The 16,937-nt window shown below is 60.7% G+C and carries 12 protein-coding genes, 1 other RNA gene and 1 pseudogene; 5 read left to right on the forward strand and 9 right to left on the reverse strand.

Annotated features, from left to right (window positions below):
- The first annotated feature begins 103 nt into the window (after positions 1-103).
- Entirely contained in the window at positions 104-1,270 is a 1,167-nt protein-coding gene (gene ampC, locus ACUXV1_RS01760) for a class C beta-lactamase (RefSeq protein WP_446014255.1), read from the forward strand.
- A gap of 64 nt (positions 1,271-1,334) precedes the next feature.
- Here ampC and ACUXV1_RS01765 read toward each other — a convergent pair.
- Positions 1,335-1,574 (reverse strand): annotated as a pseudogene (locus ACUXV1_RS01765) (SMR family transporter); the annotation flags it as partial.
- Between the two features lie 19 nt (positions 1,575-1,593).
- Positions 1,594-1,755, reverse strand: a complete 162-nt coding sequence (locus tag ACUXV1_RS01770; RefSeq protein ID WP_446014254.1) for a hypothetical protein — start codon at positions 1,753-1,755, stop codon at positions 1,594-1,596.
- A gap of 349 nt (positions 1,756-2,104) precedes the next feature.
- Here ACUXV1_RS01770 and ACUXV1_RS01775 point away from each other — a divergent pair, with 349 nt between their 5' ends.
- Both ACUXV1_RS01775 and ACUXV1_RS01780 read left to right on the forward strand, forming a co-directional pair.
- Positions 2,105-5,203, forward strand: a complete 3,099-nt coding sequence (locus ACUXV1_RS01775; protein ID WP_446014253.1) for a response regulator — start codon at positions 2,105-2,107, stop codon at positions 5,201-5,203.
- On the forward strand, positions 5,200-6,300 hold the full coding sequence (locus ACUXV1_RS01780) for an HD-GYP domain-containing protein (protein ID WP_446014252.1): 1,101 nt from the start codon (positions 5,200-5,202) through the stop codon (positions 6,298-6,300). The genes ACUXV1_RS01775 and ACUXV1_RS01780 overlap by 4 nt, the downstream gene beginning before the upstream one ends.
- Before the next feature lie 146 nt (positions 6,301-6,446).
- Here the strand turns inward: ACUXV1_RS01780 and ACUXV1_RS01785 are convergent, their stop codons facing one another.
- A complete protein-coding gene (locus tag ACUXV1_RS01785; RefSeq protein WP_146176120.1) occupies positions 6,447-6,890 on the reverse strand; it encodes a hypothetical protein in 444 nt (147 codons plus the stop codon).
- 468 nt (positions 6,891-7,358) lie between these two features.
- Between ACUXV1_RS01785 and ssrA the strand changes: the two genes are divergently transcribed.
- Together ssrA and ACUXV1_RS01795 are read left to right on the forward strand one after the other, a co-directional pair.
- Positions 7,359-7,723, forward strand: a transfer-messenger RNA (tmRNA) gene (ssrA, locus tag ACUXV1_RS01790).
- Between the two features lie 366 nt (positions 7,724-8,089).
- Positions 8,090-8,296 (forward strand): hypothetical protein, encoded by a 207-nt coding sequence (locus ACUXV1_RS01795; RefSeq protein ID WP_446014251.1) that lies wholly within the window; start codon positions 8,090-8,092, stop codon positions 8,294-8,296.
- Between the two features lie 68 nt (positions 8,297-8,364).
- Here ACUXV1_RS01795 and argS read toward each other — a convergent pair whose 3' ends face one another.
- The 6 genes from argS to ACUXV1_RS01825 form a co-directional block, all read right to left on the reverse strand.
- The gene (argS, locus tag ACUXV1_RS01800) at positions 8,365-10,083 is read right to left on the reverse strand and encodes an arginine--tRNA ligase (RefSeq protein WP_446014250.1); all 1,719 of its coding nucleotides are present in this window, start codon (positions 10,081-10,083) and stop codon (positions 8,365-8,367) included.
- 167 nt (positions 10,084-10,250) lie between these two features.
- Positions 10,251-11,285, reverse strand: coding sequence for an MBL fold metallo-hydrolase (locus tag ACUXV1_RS01805; RefSeq protein ID WP_446014249.1), 1,035 nt, complete (start codon positions 11,283-11,285; stop codon positions 10,251-10,253).
- Between the two features lie 94 nt (positions 11,286-11,379).
- Entirely contained in the window at positions 11,380-12,876 is a 1,497-nt protein-coding gene (locus tag ACUXV1_RS01810; protein WP_446014248.1) for a DUF3138 family protein, read from the reverse strand.
- 126 nt (positions 12,877-13,002) lie between these two features.
- Positions 13,003-13,842, reverse strand: a complete 840-nt coding sequence (locus tag ACUXV1_RS01815) for an ABC transporter permease subunit (RefSeq protein WP_043631195.1) — start codon at positions 13,840-13,842, stop codon at positions 13,003-13,005.
- A complete protein-coding gene (locus ACUXV1_RS01820; RefSeq protein ID WP_043631192.1) occupies positions 13,839-14,747 on the reverse strand; it encodes an ABC transporter permease subunit in 909 nt (302 codons plus the stop codon). The genes ACUXV1_RS01815 and ACUXV1_RS01820 overlap by 4 nt, the downstream gene beginning before the upstream one ends.
- A 436-nt stretch (positions 14,748-15,183) precedes the next feature.
- Positions 15,184-16,284, reverse strand: a complete 1,101-nt coding sequence (locus ACUXV1_RS01825) for a polyamine ABC transporter substrate-binding protein (protein ID WP_114152239.1) — start codon at positions 16,282-16,284, stop codon at positions 15,184-15,186.
- Between the last annotated feature and the right edge of the window lie 653 nt (positions 16,285-16,937).

A 16,937-nucleotide genomic window follows, 5' to 3' on the forward strand; every position in this document is an offset into this window, starting at 1 on the left:
GGCCCAGACAAGCCGGAACGGCAGAGGCGGCAACCGCGGCCCTGCCTCCCTCGCGTCCGGCGCGCCGTCCTTTCTCTTCCCATATCTTGATGGAGACATCGTCATGCCCTTAATCAATCGCCGCATCCTGCCGCTGTTCTGCGCCGCACTATCCGCTCACGCTCTGGCAGCCGCGCCTTCGCCCCAGGCCGCCGTGGACGCGGAGATCCCGGCGCTGATGCGCAAAAACGGCATACCCGGCATGGCGGTGGGCCTCGCCGTCGACGGCGGCGTCCAGGTCTACAACTACGGCGTCGCTTCTAAAACCGACCAAAGGCCGGTGACGAGCGCCACGCTGTTCGAGATCGGCTCGCTCAGCAAAACCTTCACCGCCGCGCTGGCCAGCTACGCCCAGACCGAGGGCCGGCTCTCGCTGGCCGATCCCGTGACCCAGCACCTCCCGGCACAGAGCGGCGGCGGCCTGGAGCGGGTCACGCTGCTGAACCTGGGCACTCAGACCTCCGGCCTTCCCTTGTTCGTGCCGGACAACGTCGACAACGCCGGCCAGTTGCGGCGATTCATGCGGCGCTGGCGTCCCGGACAGCCAGTGGGCAGCCAACGGATCTATTCCAATATCGGCATCGGGGTCCTGGGCCAGATCGCCGCCGCCAGCATGCGCATGCCCTATGCGGCGGCGGTGGAAGGCAGACTCTTCGCCAAGCTGGGCATGGACAACAGCTTCGTCAACGTCCCCTTCCAGAGAATGCGCGACTACGCACAGGGCTACGACAAGAACGACCGGCCCGCGCGGCTGACCCCGGCCGTGTTGGCGGATGAAGCCTACGGCGTCAAGTCCAGCGCGGCAGACTTGGCCCGCTTCCTCAACGCCAATATGGGCCTGTTGCCCATGGCGCCCAAGCTGCAAGCCGCGCTCGAGGACACTCATATCGGCTACTACCGCGCCGGAGAATTGACCCAAAGCCTGATCTGGGAACAATATCCGTATCCGGTGGCCTTGCCCCGGCTGCTAAGCGGTAACTCTCCCGCCTACATCTATCAGGGCATGCCGGCACAGCGCCTGGATCCGCCGCTGCCGCCGCAACCGCGGGCCTTCATCAACAAGACGGGTTCCACCAACGGCTTTTCGGCTTACGCCGCCTATATCCCGGAAAAGCGGCTGGGCATCGTGCTATTGGCCAACAAGTCCTATCCGCTGGCCGAACGAGTGAGCGCAGCTTACCGCATCCTGGCTCGGCTGGACCGCGGGCTGGCGCCGGGCGCCCAACCATGAGCGTGCGATAGCCGGCGGTCTTGAGCGCGACGATGGATGCGACCAGCGGCGACAGAGAGGCAAACTCCTTGTGGCTCTTTTTATCGCCCCAAAACAAGATGCCGGCCACCACCGTGCCCACCACGCCAATCCCGGTATACGCGGTATCGACAATCGACATTTCCATGGTTTTCATCGCCAGATAGAGTAGGAATAAGGAGCTGCTCAGGCCCAGCGCATACAATGCGCAGCCTCTGGCATAGCGTTTCATCGCAATGTCCCGAATACCCACCACTACCTGGATTTCAAGCACGCCCGCCGCCAACAGATAAAACTAATCCATATCAATCTTTCACTTGCTTGAGTTGCACCACTGAAAACAAGATCGCCGCGATCGCCAGCATCGCGGCCAGACTAACCGGCTTGCCGAACAGGGCGACAGCGGCGTGATGGCGACGACCGGCCGCTCTGAATTGCGCCGCTCTGACCGTGGACGGATCGCCCAAGAGGCTCTGCGCGCAAACACCAAAGACGTCCACAAGAGCGAGCAAAGGTTGGACGACATTCGCGCCGCGCTGCTCAAGGCATACGCCGGCATGGCGCCACCAGCGCCATGAGCCACCTCTACATCTCCCCCCCTCATCCGCCGTTCAAGTCCTCCTCGCTTCGCGGCAAATCCGGCTCGGAGATGCGTCCACGTCCCTCTTTGCAACTTCCTTCGATTTATCCGGCGCTTGAAAGCCCAGAGCCAGGCAATGGACATTCCATCCCTTCTTGCGAGTCCATATGCTATAAAACAGCAAAATATGATTGCTTCATAAACACGAAATCCGTTGATGGATGGAGCTTCGACATATGCAGCAAACGCCCGCCTCCGGCAACGACGCATTCGAATTTCTATCCACTCTGCCGCCCAGCCCGGCGCAGCGCCGGATGGCGCTGGCCGCCATTCTGGTATCCATGCTGGTGTTTCTCTGCGTGCTGCCTTTCACCAAATTGCCCCTGCCCAAAGTGCCCGCCTTCATTCCCGCGTATCAGGCTGCGATGGCGGTGTGCGATCTGGTCACCGCGGCGCTATTGTTCGGCCAATACGCGATCTTGCGCGCCCGCGCCTTATTGGCCCTGGCCACGGCCTATCTATTCACCGCGCTGATGGCGGTGGCGCACGCGCTGACCTTTCCCGGCGTGTTCGCGCCGGGCGGCCTACTTGGGGCCGGCCCGCAAACCACGGCCTGGATGTATATGTTCTGGCACGGCGGCTTTCCGCTGATGGTGCTGGCTTACGCGCTGCTAGCCCAACGCGACGACGGCCCAAAACGCTTTGCCAGCCCGCTGCCGGCGGTACTGGGCTGCGTCGCCGGCTCGCTGGCGCTGATGATGGCGCTGACGGCGCTGGCTACGCTGGGCCACCCCTGGTTCCCCCCCATCATGCAGGGCAGCCGTTACACGCCCATCATGTTTGGCGTGGTGTCCGCCGTTTGGGGCTTCAGCGCGCTGGCCTTGCTGCTGTTGTTGCGGCGCTGGAAGCGCACCTTGCTTGATGTCTGGCTGGCGGTAGTCATGACGGCCTGGCTGTGCGATATCGCCTTGTCCGCCATGCTAAACGCCAGCCGCTTCGACCTGGGCTTTTACGCCGGCCGCGGCTACGGCCTGCTGTCCGCCAGCTTTGTGCTGATCATTCTGCTGCTGGAAAACGGCCTGCTCTACGCGCGCCTGGCGGACACCGCAGGGGAATTGCGCGTGGCCAAGCAGCAGGCGGAGCACGCCACTCAGGCCAAGTCGATGTTCCTGGCCAATATGAGCCACGAAATCCGCACGCCGATGAACGCCATCATCGGGATGTCCTATCTGGCCCTGAAAACCAAGCTCACCGGGCAGCAGCGCGACTACGTCAGCAAAATCCACAACGCCGGCACCTCTCTGCTGGGCATCGTCAACGACATTCTGGACTTTTCCAAAGTAGAAGCCGGCAAGCTGGAAATGGAAGCCGAACCGTTCTGGCTGGACGATATATTGGAGGCGGTGTCCCCGCTGGTGGCGCAAAAAGCAACCGACAAATCTCTGGAATTGCTGTTCGAAGTGGGCTCTGACGTGCCCAAAGGCCTGGTGGGCGACGCCTTGCGGCTCAGCCAAGTGCTGATCAATTTGAGCAATAACGCGATCAAGTTCACGGACAAGGGCCAAGTGGCCATCATCATCCGCCGGCTGGAACAAGTGGGCGACAAGGTCCATCTGCGTTTTTGCGTGCACGACACCGGCATCGGCATGAGCGAGGAACAAGCTGCGCGGCTTTTTCAGCCTTTCAGCCAGGCAGACGGCTCCACCACGCGCCGCTTTGGCGGCACCGGCCTGGGGCTGACCATCGCCAAGCGGCTGGTGGAACTGATGGGGGGTTCGATCCGGGTGGAATCCGCGCCCGGCTGGGGCAGCCTGTTCATGTTCAACGTCTGGCTGGGCGTGTCCTCCGCCGTGGACACCCGCCGCCAGGGCCTACCTCGAGAGATCAAGGGCTTGCGCGTGCTGGTGGTGGACGACAACGCGTCGGCGCGAGACATCCTGTCCGACCAACTGCGGTCTCTGGGCTTTTTCGCTCAAACCTGCGCCTCCGGGCCGGAGGCCGTGGCCGCGGTCGCTCAGGCCAATCTGGATCGGCCGTTCGACGCGGTTTTCGTGGACTGGATGATGCCGGGCATGAACGGGGTGGAAACCATCTCCCAGATTCGCAGCATCAGCCGCAGCATCAAGATCGTCCTGGCCACCGCCTTTGGCCGCGACGACGTTCGCGCCCAAGGCGAGCTGAGCGGCTGCGACGCGGTCCTGATCAAACCCGTCAGCCTGTCTTCGCTCTACGACGTGGTGCTGGCGATGTTCGGGCCCCATCATAACAAAGGCATAGTGGCGCTCACCGAGGAATTGCCGCGCTTGGACGGCGTGCGCCTGCTGTTGGTGGAAGACAACCTGGTGAATCAACAAATCGCCGTAGAGCTGCTGGGCGACGCGGGCGCGCTGGTGACCTTGGCCAATCACGGCGGCGAAGCGCTGGCCCGCCTGGCCGCAATGGGCCCGCAGGGCTTCGACGCAGTGCTGATGGATGTGCAAATGCCAGTGCTGGACGGCATATCCGCCACCCGGCAAATCAAGGCCGACCCGCGTTTTTCATCCTTGCCGGTGCTGGCGATGACGGCAGACACGCTGTCGGAAGAGCGGGAAGAGTGCATGAACGCCGGCATGGACGACTACATCGCCAAGCCGATTGACCCGCATGCGATGTTCCAGACCTTGCTGCGCTGGGTCAAACCGATACCGCCGGGCGCGGAGCTCCGTCACGCCGTCTCGTCCGCGCTGGCGCTGCCGGACATCCCCGGCCTGGATCAACAAGCCGGCTTGAAACGCGTAGCCGGAAAACGCGAACTCTACCTGCATCTGCTGCGCCAATTCGTCGCGGAAGAGGCGGACGCAGCCGCCCGCCTGTCCGCAGCGCTGGCAATCGGAGACTACGTCCAGGCCGAACGCACTGTGCATACGCTAAAAGGCGTCAGCGGCAATGTGGGATGCGTGCAACTTCAGGATGCCGCCACCGCGGTGGAACGCGATTTGCGCTCGCGCGGCGCCGTTCGGCTGGCCCCGCTGGAAGATGCCCTTGAACAGGTGATAACGGCGCTTCGCGCCTGTCTGGAGGCGGAAGACCGTTTATCCGGCGCCGTCGCGCCGAATGCGGACGCGCCGGCCGGTCCGGCGCTGCTGCGGCGGCTGGCGGCCCTGCTGGCCGCGAGCGACGGCGACGCCCTGGAACTCTTCCTGCAACAGGCGCCGATCCTGCGCACTCTACTCGCCCCGAATGAATTCGCCGATTTCGAAAAAGCGCTGAATCAGTTCGACTTCGTCAGCGCTCTGACCTTGCTTCGCCACGCCGCGGCTGCCCAGCGCATCCCTTTGCCGGAGGACATAAGATGACGGACTCCGCACCGGCTGCGCCGCGCCAGACTGTTCTGATCGTGGATGACATGCCGGAAAACCTCACTTTGCTTTACGGTTTGCTCAAAGACCAGTACCGAACCCAAATCGCCAACAGCGGCGAACGCGCGCTGGAACTGTTGGAGGCCGAAACACTGCCGGACCTGCTGCTGCTGGACATCATGATGCCCGGCATCGGCGGTTTTGAAACCTGCCGCCAGGTCAAGGCCAACCCACGCACTGCGCGGATACCGGTGATCTTTCTGACCTCAATGGGCGAAAATGAAAATGAACAAGCCGGCTTCGACGCCGGCGCGGTGGATTACATCATCAAACCCATCTCTCCTCCCATCGTGCTGGCCCGGGTCAAAACCCATCTGCGGCTCAAAGCCGCCGCGGACTTTCTGGAAGACAAGTCCGCTTTCCTGCAAAGAGAGGTGGAGCGCCGTACCCACGAAGTGCAAGTCGTCCAGGACGTCACCATCCTTGCCCTGGCCTCGCTGGCGGAAACCCGCGACCATGAAACGGGCAACCATCTGCGCCGGACGCAAAACTATGTTCTCGCCTTGTGCACGCAATTGCGCAACCACCCGCGCTTCCAAGCCGCGCTGGATGAGGAAACCATTCAAGAACTGTTCAAATCCGCGCCCTTGCACGATATCGGCAAGGTGGGCATTCCGGACCATATCCTGCTCAAGCCGGGCAAGTTGACGCCGGAAGAGTTCGAAATCATGAAAACCCACACCACGCTGGGGCGCGATACCATCGCCTCCGCGGAAAGGCTGCTGAACTCTCCCAGCAGTTTTCTGCGCCACGCCAAGGAAATCGCGTACAGCCATCAGGAAAAATGGGACGGCAGCGGCTACCCTCAAGGCCTTGCCGGAGACGACATCCCCGTCTCCGCCCGGCTAATGGCGGTGGCGGATGTTTACGACGCCTTGATTTCCCGCCGCGTCTACAAGCCCCCCCTCCCCCATGAACAGGCAGTCTCCATCATCCGCGAAGGCTACGGCAGCCATTTCGACCCAGACATCGTCGCCGCCTTCCTGGCCCTGACGGAAACTTTCCGCGCCATTGCCGAGCGCTATACCGACTAAGCATGCCTAGCGAGCAGGTAAAAACGCGTCGACATTCACCCGACAATAAGAAAACAGTCCGCGTCGAATAAACGACAAGGACTGTTTTACATTCAAATCAAAGCGCCATGGCCGCCATCAGCGCTTTTCATTCACGGGAGCGCCGCTCAGGAAAGCAGGGATTTAACGGTGCTGCTGGTTTTATGCTCCACCAGCAAAGGCTCCATGCTGTCTCTTTTAGTCACGTCCAGATCATGCTTGGAAATAATTTCCTTCAACTGACAAGCCAATTCCGACATGCTGTACGAGCCTGCCTCAATATCAATCAGCAGGCCATCCACCCGGCTGCGGCTCAAGCGGTTGCTTTTCCACTTGCGCTCAAACCCCCCGGCGGCGGCCAAGCTGGACAAAGCCGCGGCGATTGAAGTCAACACGGTGGAATAACCTTTGAGATCATGCCCTTGCACCTGCAGCAAGCCCCCCACCACCACGCTGCAAAGAATCGATCCGAAGATGGCCGTATGATGGGCGAAGCTCCAAAGCCGCTGACCTTTGCTAAACCAGTTTCGCCATCTCATGGCTTCCTGCCTGAGCGCCTCTTTATCCATCATATTTCCTCCTCGCTGAGAAGTACGCATTTGCGGCCAGTCATGAAGTCAACATAGTCAATCCAACTGAAGTTGCAAATGTTCACGCGTAAAAAGGCCATTAATTTGAAATTGGCCCCTCCACATTCAACCCTGATGGGAAAACCCTTAAACACTAAAGTTTTTTGGAAAGCGCATTCCGCTCATGAAAACAGGATAAACGAAACTCGGAGCGTTTCAGTCCATTACTCATCAATAAAACTATCAATCTAGACTACCGTCTTGGTTTCCGACAGCCTGACTTCGCCTTTTCTTTAAGACATTGGCTTGCGCAAGAGAAACGCTAAATCTGTTTCAAGCAGAGCCATATGACAGACATCATCCCTAGCCGACCTGGCCTTCCTCCCCGCCCGACAGCGGTTGAATTCGTACAAAAAAGGCCGCGGAACTAGCCTTGCGCGCCCATTGTCTATATAATCTGGATTCTTATCTGGGGGCGACCTGGTTTCGACGAGGGTTGCGAAGCAGATGAGGGCATACCGGGATTTCAGTCACCCCGTAAAACACTGAGTTTATTTAGTCGCAAACGACGAAACTTACGCTCTGGCAGCCTAAGGGCTAGCTAGACACTACAACGGTTCGCAGATGGGCCGGGGGCGTCAAAACCCTGTAGTGTCACTTTACATCTGCTAGTGCTATGTCGGGTTACTTGGCATAGTGCGAAACAATAGGTAACTCGCCAAAGTCCAGCCTGTCCGTCGGCGTGGCAGCGGTTAAATCCAAATGACACGACTAAGTATGTAGAACTCACTGTAGAGGACTTTCGGACGCGGGTTCGATTCCCGCCGCCTCCACCACAACACCATTTCATGACGCGTCATGAAAACTCGAAAACCCCGATAGCTCACGGCTTTCGGGGTTTTTTGTCGGTTTGCGCCACCCTTTTCGCAATGCGCCCCAATACGCAGCCAATCTATAACCCTATCGTCCCTCCCCCCGCCTACGTCCAGCGCGTCAACGACAATTTCGGCCCCTCCGGCGCGCAACCCGAAGCGGTGGTGGAACGCGCCGGCCAAACGCTTTACCGCGCCAAGGCCAATGGCCGGAACCAAGTTGCGCTGGACACAAAGAGCGGAGCATCTTGAAGCCCCCCAGCCGATACCATGACAAAGACATCACAATCGGCGTAGACTGGCCTCCGCCCCCATTCCAAGGATGTGAACATGAAAGAGCAAACGCTATCCGCCAAATACCGTGTTGAGGTGGGACGCAGCGACACGGCCATGCCGTCCGGCATGGCCAAGGTGCTGGACATGCTGGGCGCCTCCATCCAGCCGCCGGCGAACAAAGCAATGGGCGTCGAAGAGGCCGATCCGGCGGCGGACGCAAACGGAGAAACCAAGGTCGGCAAAGCACCCGCCGCGCCTTGAACGCTCTCCCCATGAAAAATGCCGCCGGCGCAAAGCGCGGGCGGCATGCTTGAGCCGGAAAGACCGGTTTACATCGAATCCAGCACCTTGATGCCCAACAGATCCAGACCGGTTTTCAGCGTCTTGGCGGTCAGCGCCGACAACTGCAGACGGCTGGCGCGGACGTCGCCCTCGCTCTTCAGGATGGGGCAAGCCTCGTAGAAACGCGAGAACAGCGTGGCGATGTTGTACAGATACTGGGACAAGTAGTGCGGATAGCAGCCGTCCACCACCGCCTGCAAGGTATCCTCAAACTGAGCCAACGCGGCGGCCAGGTGCTTCTCGGCCGGCTCGGTAATGACGATGGCGGCATTGGCGTCGTAGTCGCCGGCCTTGCGGAATACGCTTTGCACTCGGGTGTAAGCGTATTGCAGATAGGGCGCGGTATTGCCCTCGAAGGCCAACATGGTGTCCCAGTTGAAGATGTAATCGCTCATCCGGTTCTTGGACAAGTCGGCGTACTTGACCGCGCCGATGCCCACGGCCGCGGCGATCTCGCGGCGCTCGGCTTCCGGCAGGTCCGGATTCTTCTCCGACACCAGCGCAAACGCGCGCTCTTCGGCCTCCTGCAACAGCTCGATCAGCTTGACCGTGCCGCCGGAGCGGGTCTTGAACGGCTTGCCGTCGTCGCCCATCATCACGCCGAAACCGACATGTTCCAGCTTCATGCTGTCCGGCGCGAAACCGGCCTTGCGGCAGATGGAGAACATCTGGGCGAAGTGCTGGCTCTGGCGCGCGTCCACCACGTAGATCACGCGGTCAAGGTTCAGGGTCTTATGGCGATAGCGCACCGCGCCCAGGTCGGTGGTGGTGTACAGATAGCCGCCATCCTTTTTCTGGATGATCACGCCCATGGGCTTGTCTTCCTGGGTGCGGAACTCTTCCAGGAACACGACTTGGGCGCCGTCGTCCTCGGTCAGCAGGCTGGCCGCGCGCAACTCCTCGACGATGACCGGCAGATCGTCGTTGTACGAGGATTCGCCGCGCACATGCTCGCGCTTGAGGCCGACGTTGAGCTTCTGGTATACCGCTTCGCAATGCTTCAGCGATACGTCGACGAACTGCTCCCACAGCTTGAGCACTTCCTGGTCGCCGCCTTGCAGCTTGACCACGTAGTCGCGGGCGCGGTTGGCGAAATCTTCGCTTTCGTCAAAACGCACTTTGGCGTTGCGATAGAAGGTTTCCAGATCGGACAGCTGCAGCTCGGCGTCGCCGGCGTGGCTGGTTTCCACCAGGTAGGCGGTCAGCATGCCGAACTGGGTGCCCCAGTCGCCCACGTGATTGGCGCGCACCACGTCGTGGCCGACAAATTCCATCACACGGGCCAGCGCGTCGCCGATGATGCTGGAACGCAGGTGGCCGACGTGCATTTCCTTGGCCAGGTTGGGCGAGGAGTACTCCACCATCACGCGCTGCGGCACAACGCGATGGATGCCTAGCTTGTCGTCTTTCAGGGCGGCTTCGCTTCGTCGGGCAAGATATTCAGGGGCTAAATGAATATTGATGAAACCCGGACCGGCGATTTCCACCTTGTCGGCGATGCCGGCAAGATCCAGCGCGGCAACCACTTTCTGGGCCAGTTCGCGCGGGTTGGTCTTAAGCTGCTTGGCAGCGCCCATCACGCCGTTGGCTTGATAGTCGCCGAATTCCGGCTTGGACGCCGGCTGCACCACGGCGGGCGCGTCCGGCGCGCCGGCTGCCGCCAGGGCGGCCTGCACCCGTTGATTGATCAGTTGAAGAATAGTCATTAGAGCCCCAAGAATTGCCGCGAAAACGAAAATTAGTCTTCGCTTCTGAAAAAAACTACCTGTTGATTGTATTCCCGCTTGCCATCAGGGGCAATGCTTGCAGCCAAGCCGCATCGGTAAAATAAGCCTCAAACGACGACGTTTGGGATTTACTGCCAAGATCGGACTCAAAACCAGCGTGTTTCGCCCATGGCCGGCCGTTGAAAGACCTCCGGCGAGATATTCCATAGCGCTAGCGCGACGGCAAGATCGTCCTGCGGGCGATCCAGCGGCTCGTCGGTAAGGATGAAGCTGCCCCAATGCACTGCCCAGGCGGCTCGCGCCCCGGTATCCAGCAAAATTCGCACAGCCTCCTCCGGATTCACGTGCTGCGGGCTGAGAAACCAGCGCGGTTCGTAAGCGCCTATCGGCAACAAGGCCAGATCCACCAAGCCGATGCGTTCGCCTATCAGCCGGAACAGCTGGTCCTGATAACCGGTGTCGCCTGGATACCAGAACTGCAGCCCATCGCCGCGCACAGCGAAGCCGCCCCACAGCGCGCGGTTTTCGTCGCCGAACATCCAGCGCTTGCTCCAATGATGGGCCGGCGTCAATTCCGCCTCCACGCCGTCCAGACGGTAACGCTGCCACCAGTCCAGCTCGTGGATGTGCGACACAGGCACGCCAGCGCGCCGCAAGGTCGCCCCCACCCCCAGCGGCGCGGCGAAATGCGGGCAGCTTGCCGGCTGGCGCGCCAGCCGGCTGACGGTGTTGAAGTCGAGATGGTCGTAATGATTGTGGGTAATCAGCACCAGATCGATCGCCGGCAGTTCCTGCAAAGCCATCGGCGGCGGCAACTGCCGTTCCGGTCCCGCCCACTGGAGCGGCGAGGCCCGTTGCGACCAGATCGGATCGATCAATATGTTCTTGCCGCACAATTGGATGAAGCTGGTGGCATGGGCCACCCAGGTCAGCGACGGCCGGTCCCGGTTGGCGTTCAGCGCGGCCAAGTCCGGTTCTTGGCGCGGAATGCGTTCCAGCCGGTGACGCACCGCCGGCATGCGGCGGCGCTGCCATTCCCAACGCAGCACGTCCAGCAGCCGCGGTTGCTGGAAAGGAAATAGATTGTGGTAGCCATCGGCCCCATGATGAGCTTGCCGCGGATCGGGTTGATAACGCGGCAACGGCCAGCGGTCTTGCAGCCAGGGTTTCAATCGCGACATGACATGGCGGTAACGAGGAAGGGATGGGCATTGTCGCCCATGGCCGGGCAAAACAAAAGGCGGCCCGCGCCGGGCCGCCCGTCCTCGCTCCTAATCAGAAGCTGTACACCGCCTGCGCGCCCAACATATCGTTGCTGCGACGGAAGCGACCGTCGTTGCGCAGGAACACGTCCTGGCTGGCCCAGTCGTGCCGGTACTCGAACTTCAGCGTCAGTTGGTCCGTCGGATAGAACAACAAGTCCGCGGTCAAGGCCTGGCGATTGGCGCCCTTGCAGTCGGCCGCGCCGCTGGCCACGCAAGCCTGCGACACGCCAAAGCCGTTGACGCCGTCGTAGCCGTTGGCATTGAGCGCGACGCCGGCGCCGCCGCCTCCGTTCTTGCTGTTGTTCAGGTAGTCGTAACGCAAGGTGGCGCCCATCTTGCCCAGGAGATCTGTCACCCATTTGCGGTGCCCAAGCAACGAGACCCCATACCATTGCGCCGCGCCGCCGTTCCAGGCGGCGTTCTGCTGCCGTCCGTAATCGAACTCGGCGTTGTACTGGATATCGTTCAAGGTGTAGCTGGCGTCGACTTCGGTATAGAAGTAATTGCTGTATGGGTCCTTGCTGACGCACTGGTAGCCAAAGCCGCTGTTGCCGGCCAGACAACCGTTGCTCACCGGCGCGGGATTGCTGGCGGACTGGGCGGCGCTGGTCAGCAGCGTCTGGCGGCCGGCATTGAAGGACCAGCCCAGGTCCAGCGCACTGCTCCAGGTGTAGTCAACCCGGCCGGTGAGCGTGGGCGTGTTGTTGCTTTTGACGATGGGGTTGCCGGTATCGCCATTGCTGCCGGTGGAGGCCAGATTGGCATGAGTGCGGTATTGCTCATTGCCCAGCATGAACTTCCACGCCCAGTCGCCGTGCGCCCAATTGAAGCCGGCGCCGACATAGGAGCCCGGCACGCTGAAGTCGTACAACAGGCCGTGGGTCAGCGTGGTCATCTGGTTGGATTGCTGCATTTCATAACCACCGAAGCTGTTGACCAGGCCGGCGGTCAACGACCAGGTGTCCGACAGCGGATAGGTGAACTGCGCGGTGTTGATAATGTTGTTGCCGCTGCCGCCATCCAGCAGGGTGTTGCCAGAACCGCGGTTGGGCATGATGCTGATTTCCGCACTGGGGGCGGTGGGTCCCACGCCAAAGGTCTTCTTGATGTCGAGGTAGACGTCGCCAAAGGTGCTGTTGCTGTAGGCATAGGTATTCTGATGATTCAGAAACTGGAAGCCGGAGCTATTGTTGGCGCGGTTGTAGATATAGGTTGGGTCCAGGTAGCCGGTGACGCTAAGTCCGGCCAGCGGGCCGTCGGTGGTGGCGTTGTTGAGCTTGTCCACCTTCAGCTCCATGCCGGCCACCCTCTCCTTGAGGTCTGCGTTGGCCTCGTCCGCCGGCGCCTTGGCCTCGGTCGCCGCGGCCACCGCTTGCTGCAAGGCCTGCATCTGGCTCTGCAGCGCTTGTAGTTGCGCCTTGAGCTTGGCGAGCTCGTCCGCCTTGGCATCGGCCAATGCCATGCCAGGCAGGCCGGCTATCAGCGCGCTGATCAGTATTCTCTTCATTTCCCACTCCCTTGTTGCATGACTTTGGATACAACATTCGAGAACCGCCTGCGCTCATCCACGGACGCTCCGGCGCGGCAACGCCGCGCCGGCATGCGTGTTTTATATTTTTATGCAACGCCAGGCTCAGGCCTGGGCAAAGGCCAGTTTCATCTCGCGCTCACGCTTGCGCTCCGCCATGCGCATATAGATGTTGGCCACCACCACCCCGGCCGACACCAGCACGATGAACAGCGTTGCCAGCGCGTTCATCTCCGGATTCAGCCCCAGGCGCACCCGCGAGAAGATCACCATGGGCAAGGTGGTGGAACCAGGGCCGGACAGGAAGGCGGTCAGCACCAGGTCGTCAAGCGACAGCGTGAACGACAGCAGCCAGCCCGACACCAGCGCCTGCGAGATCAGCGGCAGCGTGATCACGAAGAACACCTTCAGGGGACGCGCGCCCAGATCCATCGCCGCCTCTTCCAGCGACAGATTCAATTCGCGCACCCGCGACTGCACCACGATGGCGACATAGGACACGCACAGCATCACGTGGCCTATCCAGATGGTGAACACGCCTCGTCCTTCCGGCCAGCCGAAGGCCTGTTCCATCGCCACGAACAACAGCAGCAGCGAGATGCCCTGAATCACCTCGGGAATCACCAGCGGCGCGTTGATCATGCCGGCGAACAGGGTGAACATCCGGAAGCGCCCGAAGCGGGCCAGCACGAAGCCGGCCCAGGTGCCTATTACCACCGAGGCGGTGGCGGTCATCAGCGCGATTTTGACGCTGAGCCAGGCGGCGTTGATCAGCTCGTCGTCCTGCAGCAGCGCGGCATACCACTTGGTGGAAAAACCGGACCATACCGTCACCAGTTTGGACTCGTTGAAGGAATACAACACCAGCAGCGCGATCGGCAGGTAGAGAAAGCCGTACCCCAGGCCCAGCACCAGGAAGGACAGCGTCTTGTTGGGCTTGATCATCTCGCGGCCTCCATATTCTTGACCTGGTAGTGCTGGAACAGCGCCATCGGCACCAGCAAGAGCAGCACCATCGCGCAGGTCACCGTCGCCGCCATCGGCCAATCCATATTGTTGAAGAACTCATCCCACATCACGCGGCCTATCATCAGCGTGTCGGAGCCGCCCAGCAGTTCCGGAATCACGTACTCCCCCACCGCCGGAATGAACACCAGCAGGCTGCCGGCGATGATGCCGTTCTTGGACAACGGCAAGGTCACTTGGACAAAGGCTTTCCACGGTCTGGCGCCCAGGTCGTAGGCCGCTTCCAGCAGCCGCAGGTCCATTTTCACCAGGTGGGCGTACAAGGGCATGATCATGAACGGCAGGTAGGAGAACACCATGCCGATATAGACCGCCCAGTTGGTGTGATAGAGCCGCAGCGGCGTATCGACCACGCCCAGCCACAGCAGGAACTGATTGAGGAAGCCGTCGTTTTTCAGGATGCCGATCCAGGCGTAGACGCGGATCAGGTAGGACGTCCAGAACGGCAGCATCACCATCATCATCAGAGTGTTGCGCGCGCTATCCGAAGCCCGGGCGATGTAATAAGCCATCGGATAGCCGATCAACAGACACAGCACGGTGGAGACGAAGGCCATCTTCACCGAACTGATATAGGTGGCGAAGTACAAATCGTCACCCAGCATGAACTTGTAATGGCCAATGTTCAGCGCAATGGTGAAAACATCGTTTTCCAGCTTGGTGAGCGGGGTGTAAGGCGGAATGCCCAGTTGTTGCTGCGAGAAGCTGATGCCCACCACCAGCAGGAAGGGCAGCAGGAAGAACACCAGCAAAAACAGGAACGGCATGCCGATGACGGTGGTTCTGCCCGACGGCAGCCAACGGCTTAGCTTAAGACTTTTCATGTCAGCACCACATGGCCGGTTTGATCCGGCTCGCTTGCATTGCTTTTGCGCCGTCCCCCAGGCCCGTCTTGGAAGCGGTTCAAAGTCCAGCCAGCTGGAGCGAGGCATGGCGCAAACAGCGGAGAAAACGAATGGGCATGGAGTACATGGACATTTCGAATTCGGCGCTCGCCAAGTCGCACCTCACTACGCGCAGCAGAATTTGAACAACTTATAACGCGGGCTGCCGGTTGAACGGCCTCCTCTTGAACTCTTCTCCCGGATACCCACGGCCGCGGCGGCCGGACATCGCGCCTTCCCTCCTCCTGTCACATACGAACCGGCCGCGCGCGTGCCCGCCGGCCTGACTGGCCAGCGGCGCGCTTGCGCTCGGATAGACTCAGGACAGCCGCCGGCCCGGTTCAGGCTGGCGCGGCGGCGTTGTTGGATACCTGGCTCAGCGCCCTGTCTTCAACTGCGTCCACAAGCGGTTTTGCAGACGCATGATGTCGGATGGCAGGGGCTTGAGCAGGAACAGCGTTTTAACGACGGACTCCGGCGGATACACGCCCGGGTCGTTAGCGATTTCCGGCTTCACGTATTTGCGCGCGGCGGCGTTGGCGGTCGGGTAGAACACCTCATTGGTGATCGCGGCGTTGACTTCCGGCGACTGGATGTAGTTGATCCACTTAAGCGCGGCCTCGGGATGCGGCGCGTCCTTCGGCACCACCATCACATCGAACCAGAGCGGCGCGCCGCTCTTGGGAATCACATAGGCCAGTTGGTACGGCCGCTTCGATTCCTGAGCGCGGTGCTTGGCGATGTTGACGTCGCCGGAAAAGCCCAGCGCCATACAGATGTCGCCGTTGGCGAGGTCGTTGATATAACCGGAGGAATTGAACTGGGTGATGTAGGGGCGGATTTTCTTCAGCGCTTCGAAAGCGGCCTGGTAGTCGGCGGGGTTCTTGCTGTTGGGGTCTTTGCCCAAGTGGTGCAAGGCGACGGCGAACACGTCGTTGGCCTGGTCCAGCACCGATACGCCGCAGCCCTTGAGCTTGGACACATATTTGGGATCAAACAGGATGTCCCAGCTGTCCAGCGGCGCGTCCTTGCCCAGCACCGCCTTGACCTTGGTCAGATTGTAGCCGAGACCGTCGGTGCCGTAGGCCCAGGGCACGCCGTGGGCGTTGGCCGGGTCGGCGTCCACGATCTTGGCCATCAGCGCCTTGTCCAGATTGGCCAGATTGGGCAGCTTGGACTTATCCAGCTTCTGGTAGATGCCGGCCTCGATCTGCTTGGCCATGAAGTTGGAGGTGGGCACCACGATGTCGTAACCGGCGCGGCCGGTCAGCATCTTGGCCTGCAAGGTGTCGTCGCTGTCATAGACGTCGTACTTAACCTTGATGCCGCTCTGTTTTTCAAATCCGGGAATGGTGGACTTGGCGATATAGTCCGACCAGTTGTAGACATTGAGCACCTTGTCTTCGGCTTGCGCCGCCGCGACCGGCAGCAACATCAGCAACGAACACAGCGCTTTGCGAACCAGCTTATTCTGCATGACAGGCTTCCTAATGGAACGGGCCGCGCTGTCCGATGCCGGGCCTGCGGCCAGCGAACATCGGGCGACCCGATAACGGCAACCTCAGCGCCACGCTTCCCGCCCGTTGCCGGGCCATGGCGCTGCTCCATTTCCCCCGGCCGCCTGGGCGGACCTGGGTCGAATGCGGCACGAGCTTGCGGCTGGCGGACCGGTTCCGGCGCCGCCCATCGCGTGCTGCTCATGCCAACTTACACCCCGCAGCGCGTCATGCCATCTGTCCGCGCGTAACGGTTTGCAACTTTCGAGGTGCTAAGGGTCGTGATTCAGGCCGTTGCGCCCCGCGTTCTAAGTGGCGGGTGTCGATAAACGGCCAGGGAAACCTGCATGCGAAGCCTGAGCCTCCATGCCGATGCGCGACCGCCAGGCGGCCATTGCTGCTCACATCGTCTCCTCTTGTCTCCACGCTCAGCGAATGTTTAATAAAATTTACATTTCTCTCTGATACGTCACTACTTTTTAACCATATTTTTTTATGCACGCAACTTTTATTGATCTTGCAGTGCAAAAAAATAAACACTTACGCCACACACCGACTCCAAACGTTCACTATTATCAACAATCCGAGGTGAAGTTCACCCAATCCACAGTACTCAAAACGCACGATCACGGCA

This window comes from Chromobacterium sp. W521, assembly GCF_052805975.1.

Coding starts and splice junctions, on each gene's coding strand:
- ACUXV1_RS01780 (WP_446014252.1), top strand. CDS start 5,200: ATGACGGACTCCGCACCGGCTGCGCCGCGCCAGACTGTTCTGATCGTG.
- ACUXV1_RS01815 (WP_043631195.1), bottom strand. CDS start 13,842: ATGATCAAGCCCAACAAGACGCTGTCCTTCCTGGTGCTGGGCCTGGGG.
- ACUXV1_RS01805 (WP_446014249.1), bottom strand. CDS start 11,285: ATGTCGCGATTGAAACCCTGGCTGCAAGACCGCTGGCCGTTGCCGCGT.
- ACUXV1_RS01785 (WP_146176120.1), bottom strand. CDS start 6,890: ATGATGGATAAAGAGGCGCTCAGGCAGGAAGCCATGAGATGGCGAAAC.
- ACUXV1_RS01810 (WP_446014248.1), bottom strand. CDS start 12,876: ATGAAGAGAATACTGATCAGCGCGCTGATAGCCGGCCTGCCTGGCATG.
- ACUXV1_RS01820 (WP_043631192.1), bottom strand. CDS start 14,747: ATGAAAAGTCTTAAGCTAAGCCGTTGGCTGCCGTCGGGCAGAACCACC.
- ACUXV1_RS01775 (WP_446014253.1), top strand. CDS start 2,105: ATGCAGCAAACGCCCGCCTCCGGCAACGACGCATTCGAATTTCTATCC.
- ACUXV1_RS01825 (WP_114152239.1), bottom strand. CDS start 16,284: ATGCAGAATAAGCTGGTTCGCAAAGCGCTGTGTTCGTTGCTGATGTTG.
- argS (WP_446014250.1), bottom strand. CDS start 10,083: ATGACTATTCTTCAACTGATCAATCAACGGGTGCAGGCCGCCCTGGCG.
- ampC (WP_446014255.1), top strand. CDS start 104: ATGCCCTTAATCAATCGCCGCATCCTGCCGCTGTTCTGCGCCGCACTA.
- ACUXV1_RS01795 (WP_446014251.1), top strand. CDS start 8,090: ATGAAAGAGCAAACGCTATCCGCCAAATACCGTGTTGAGGTGGGACGC.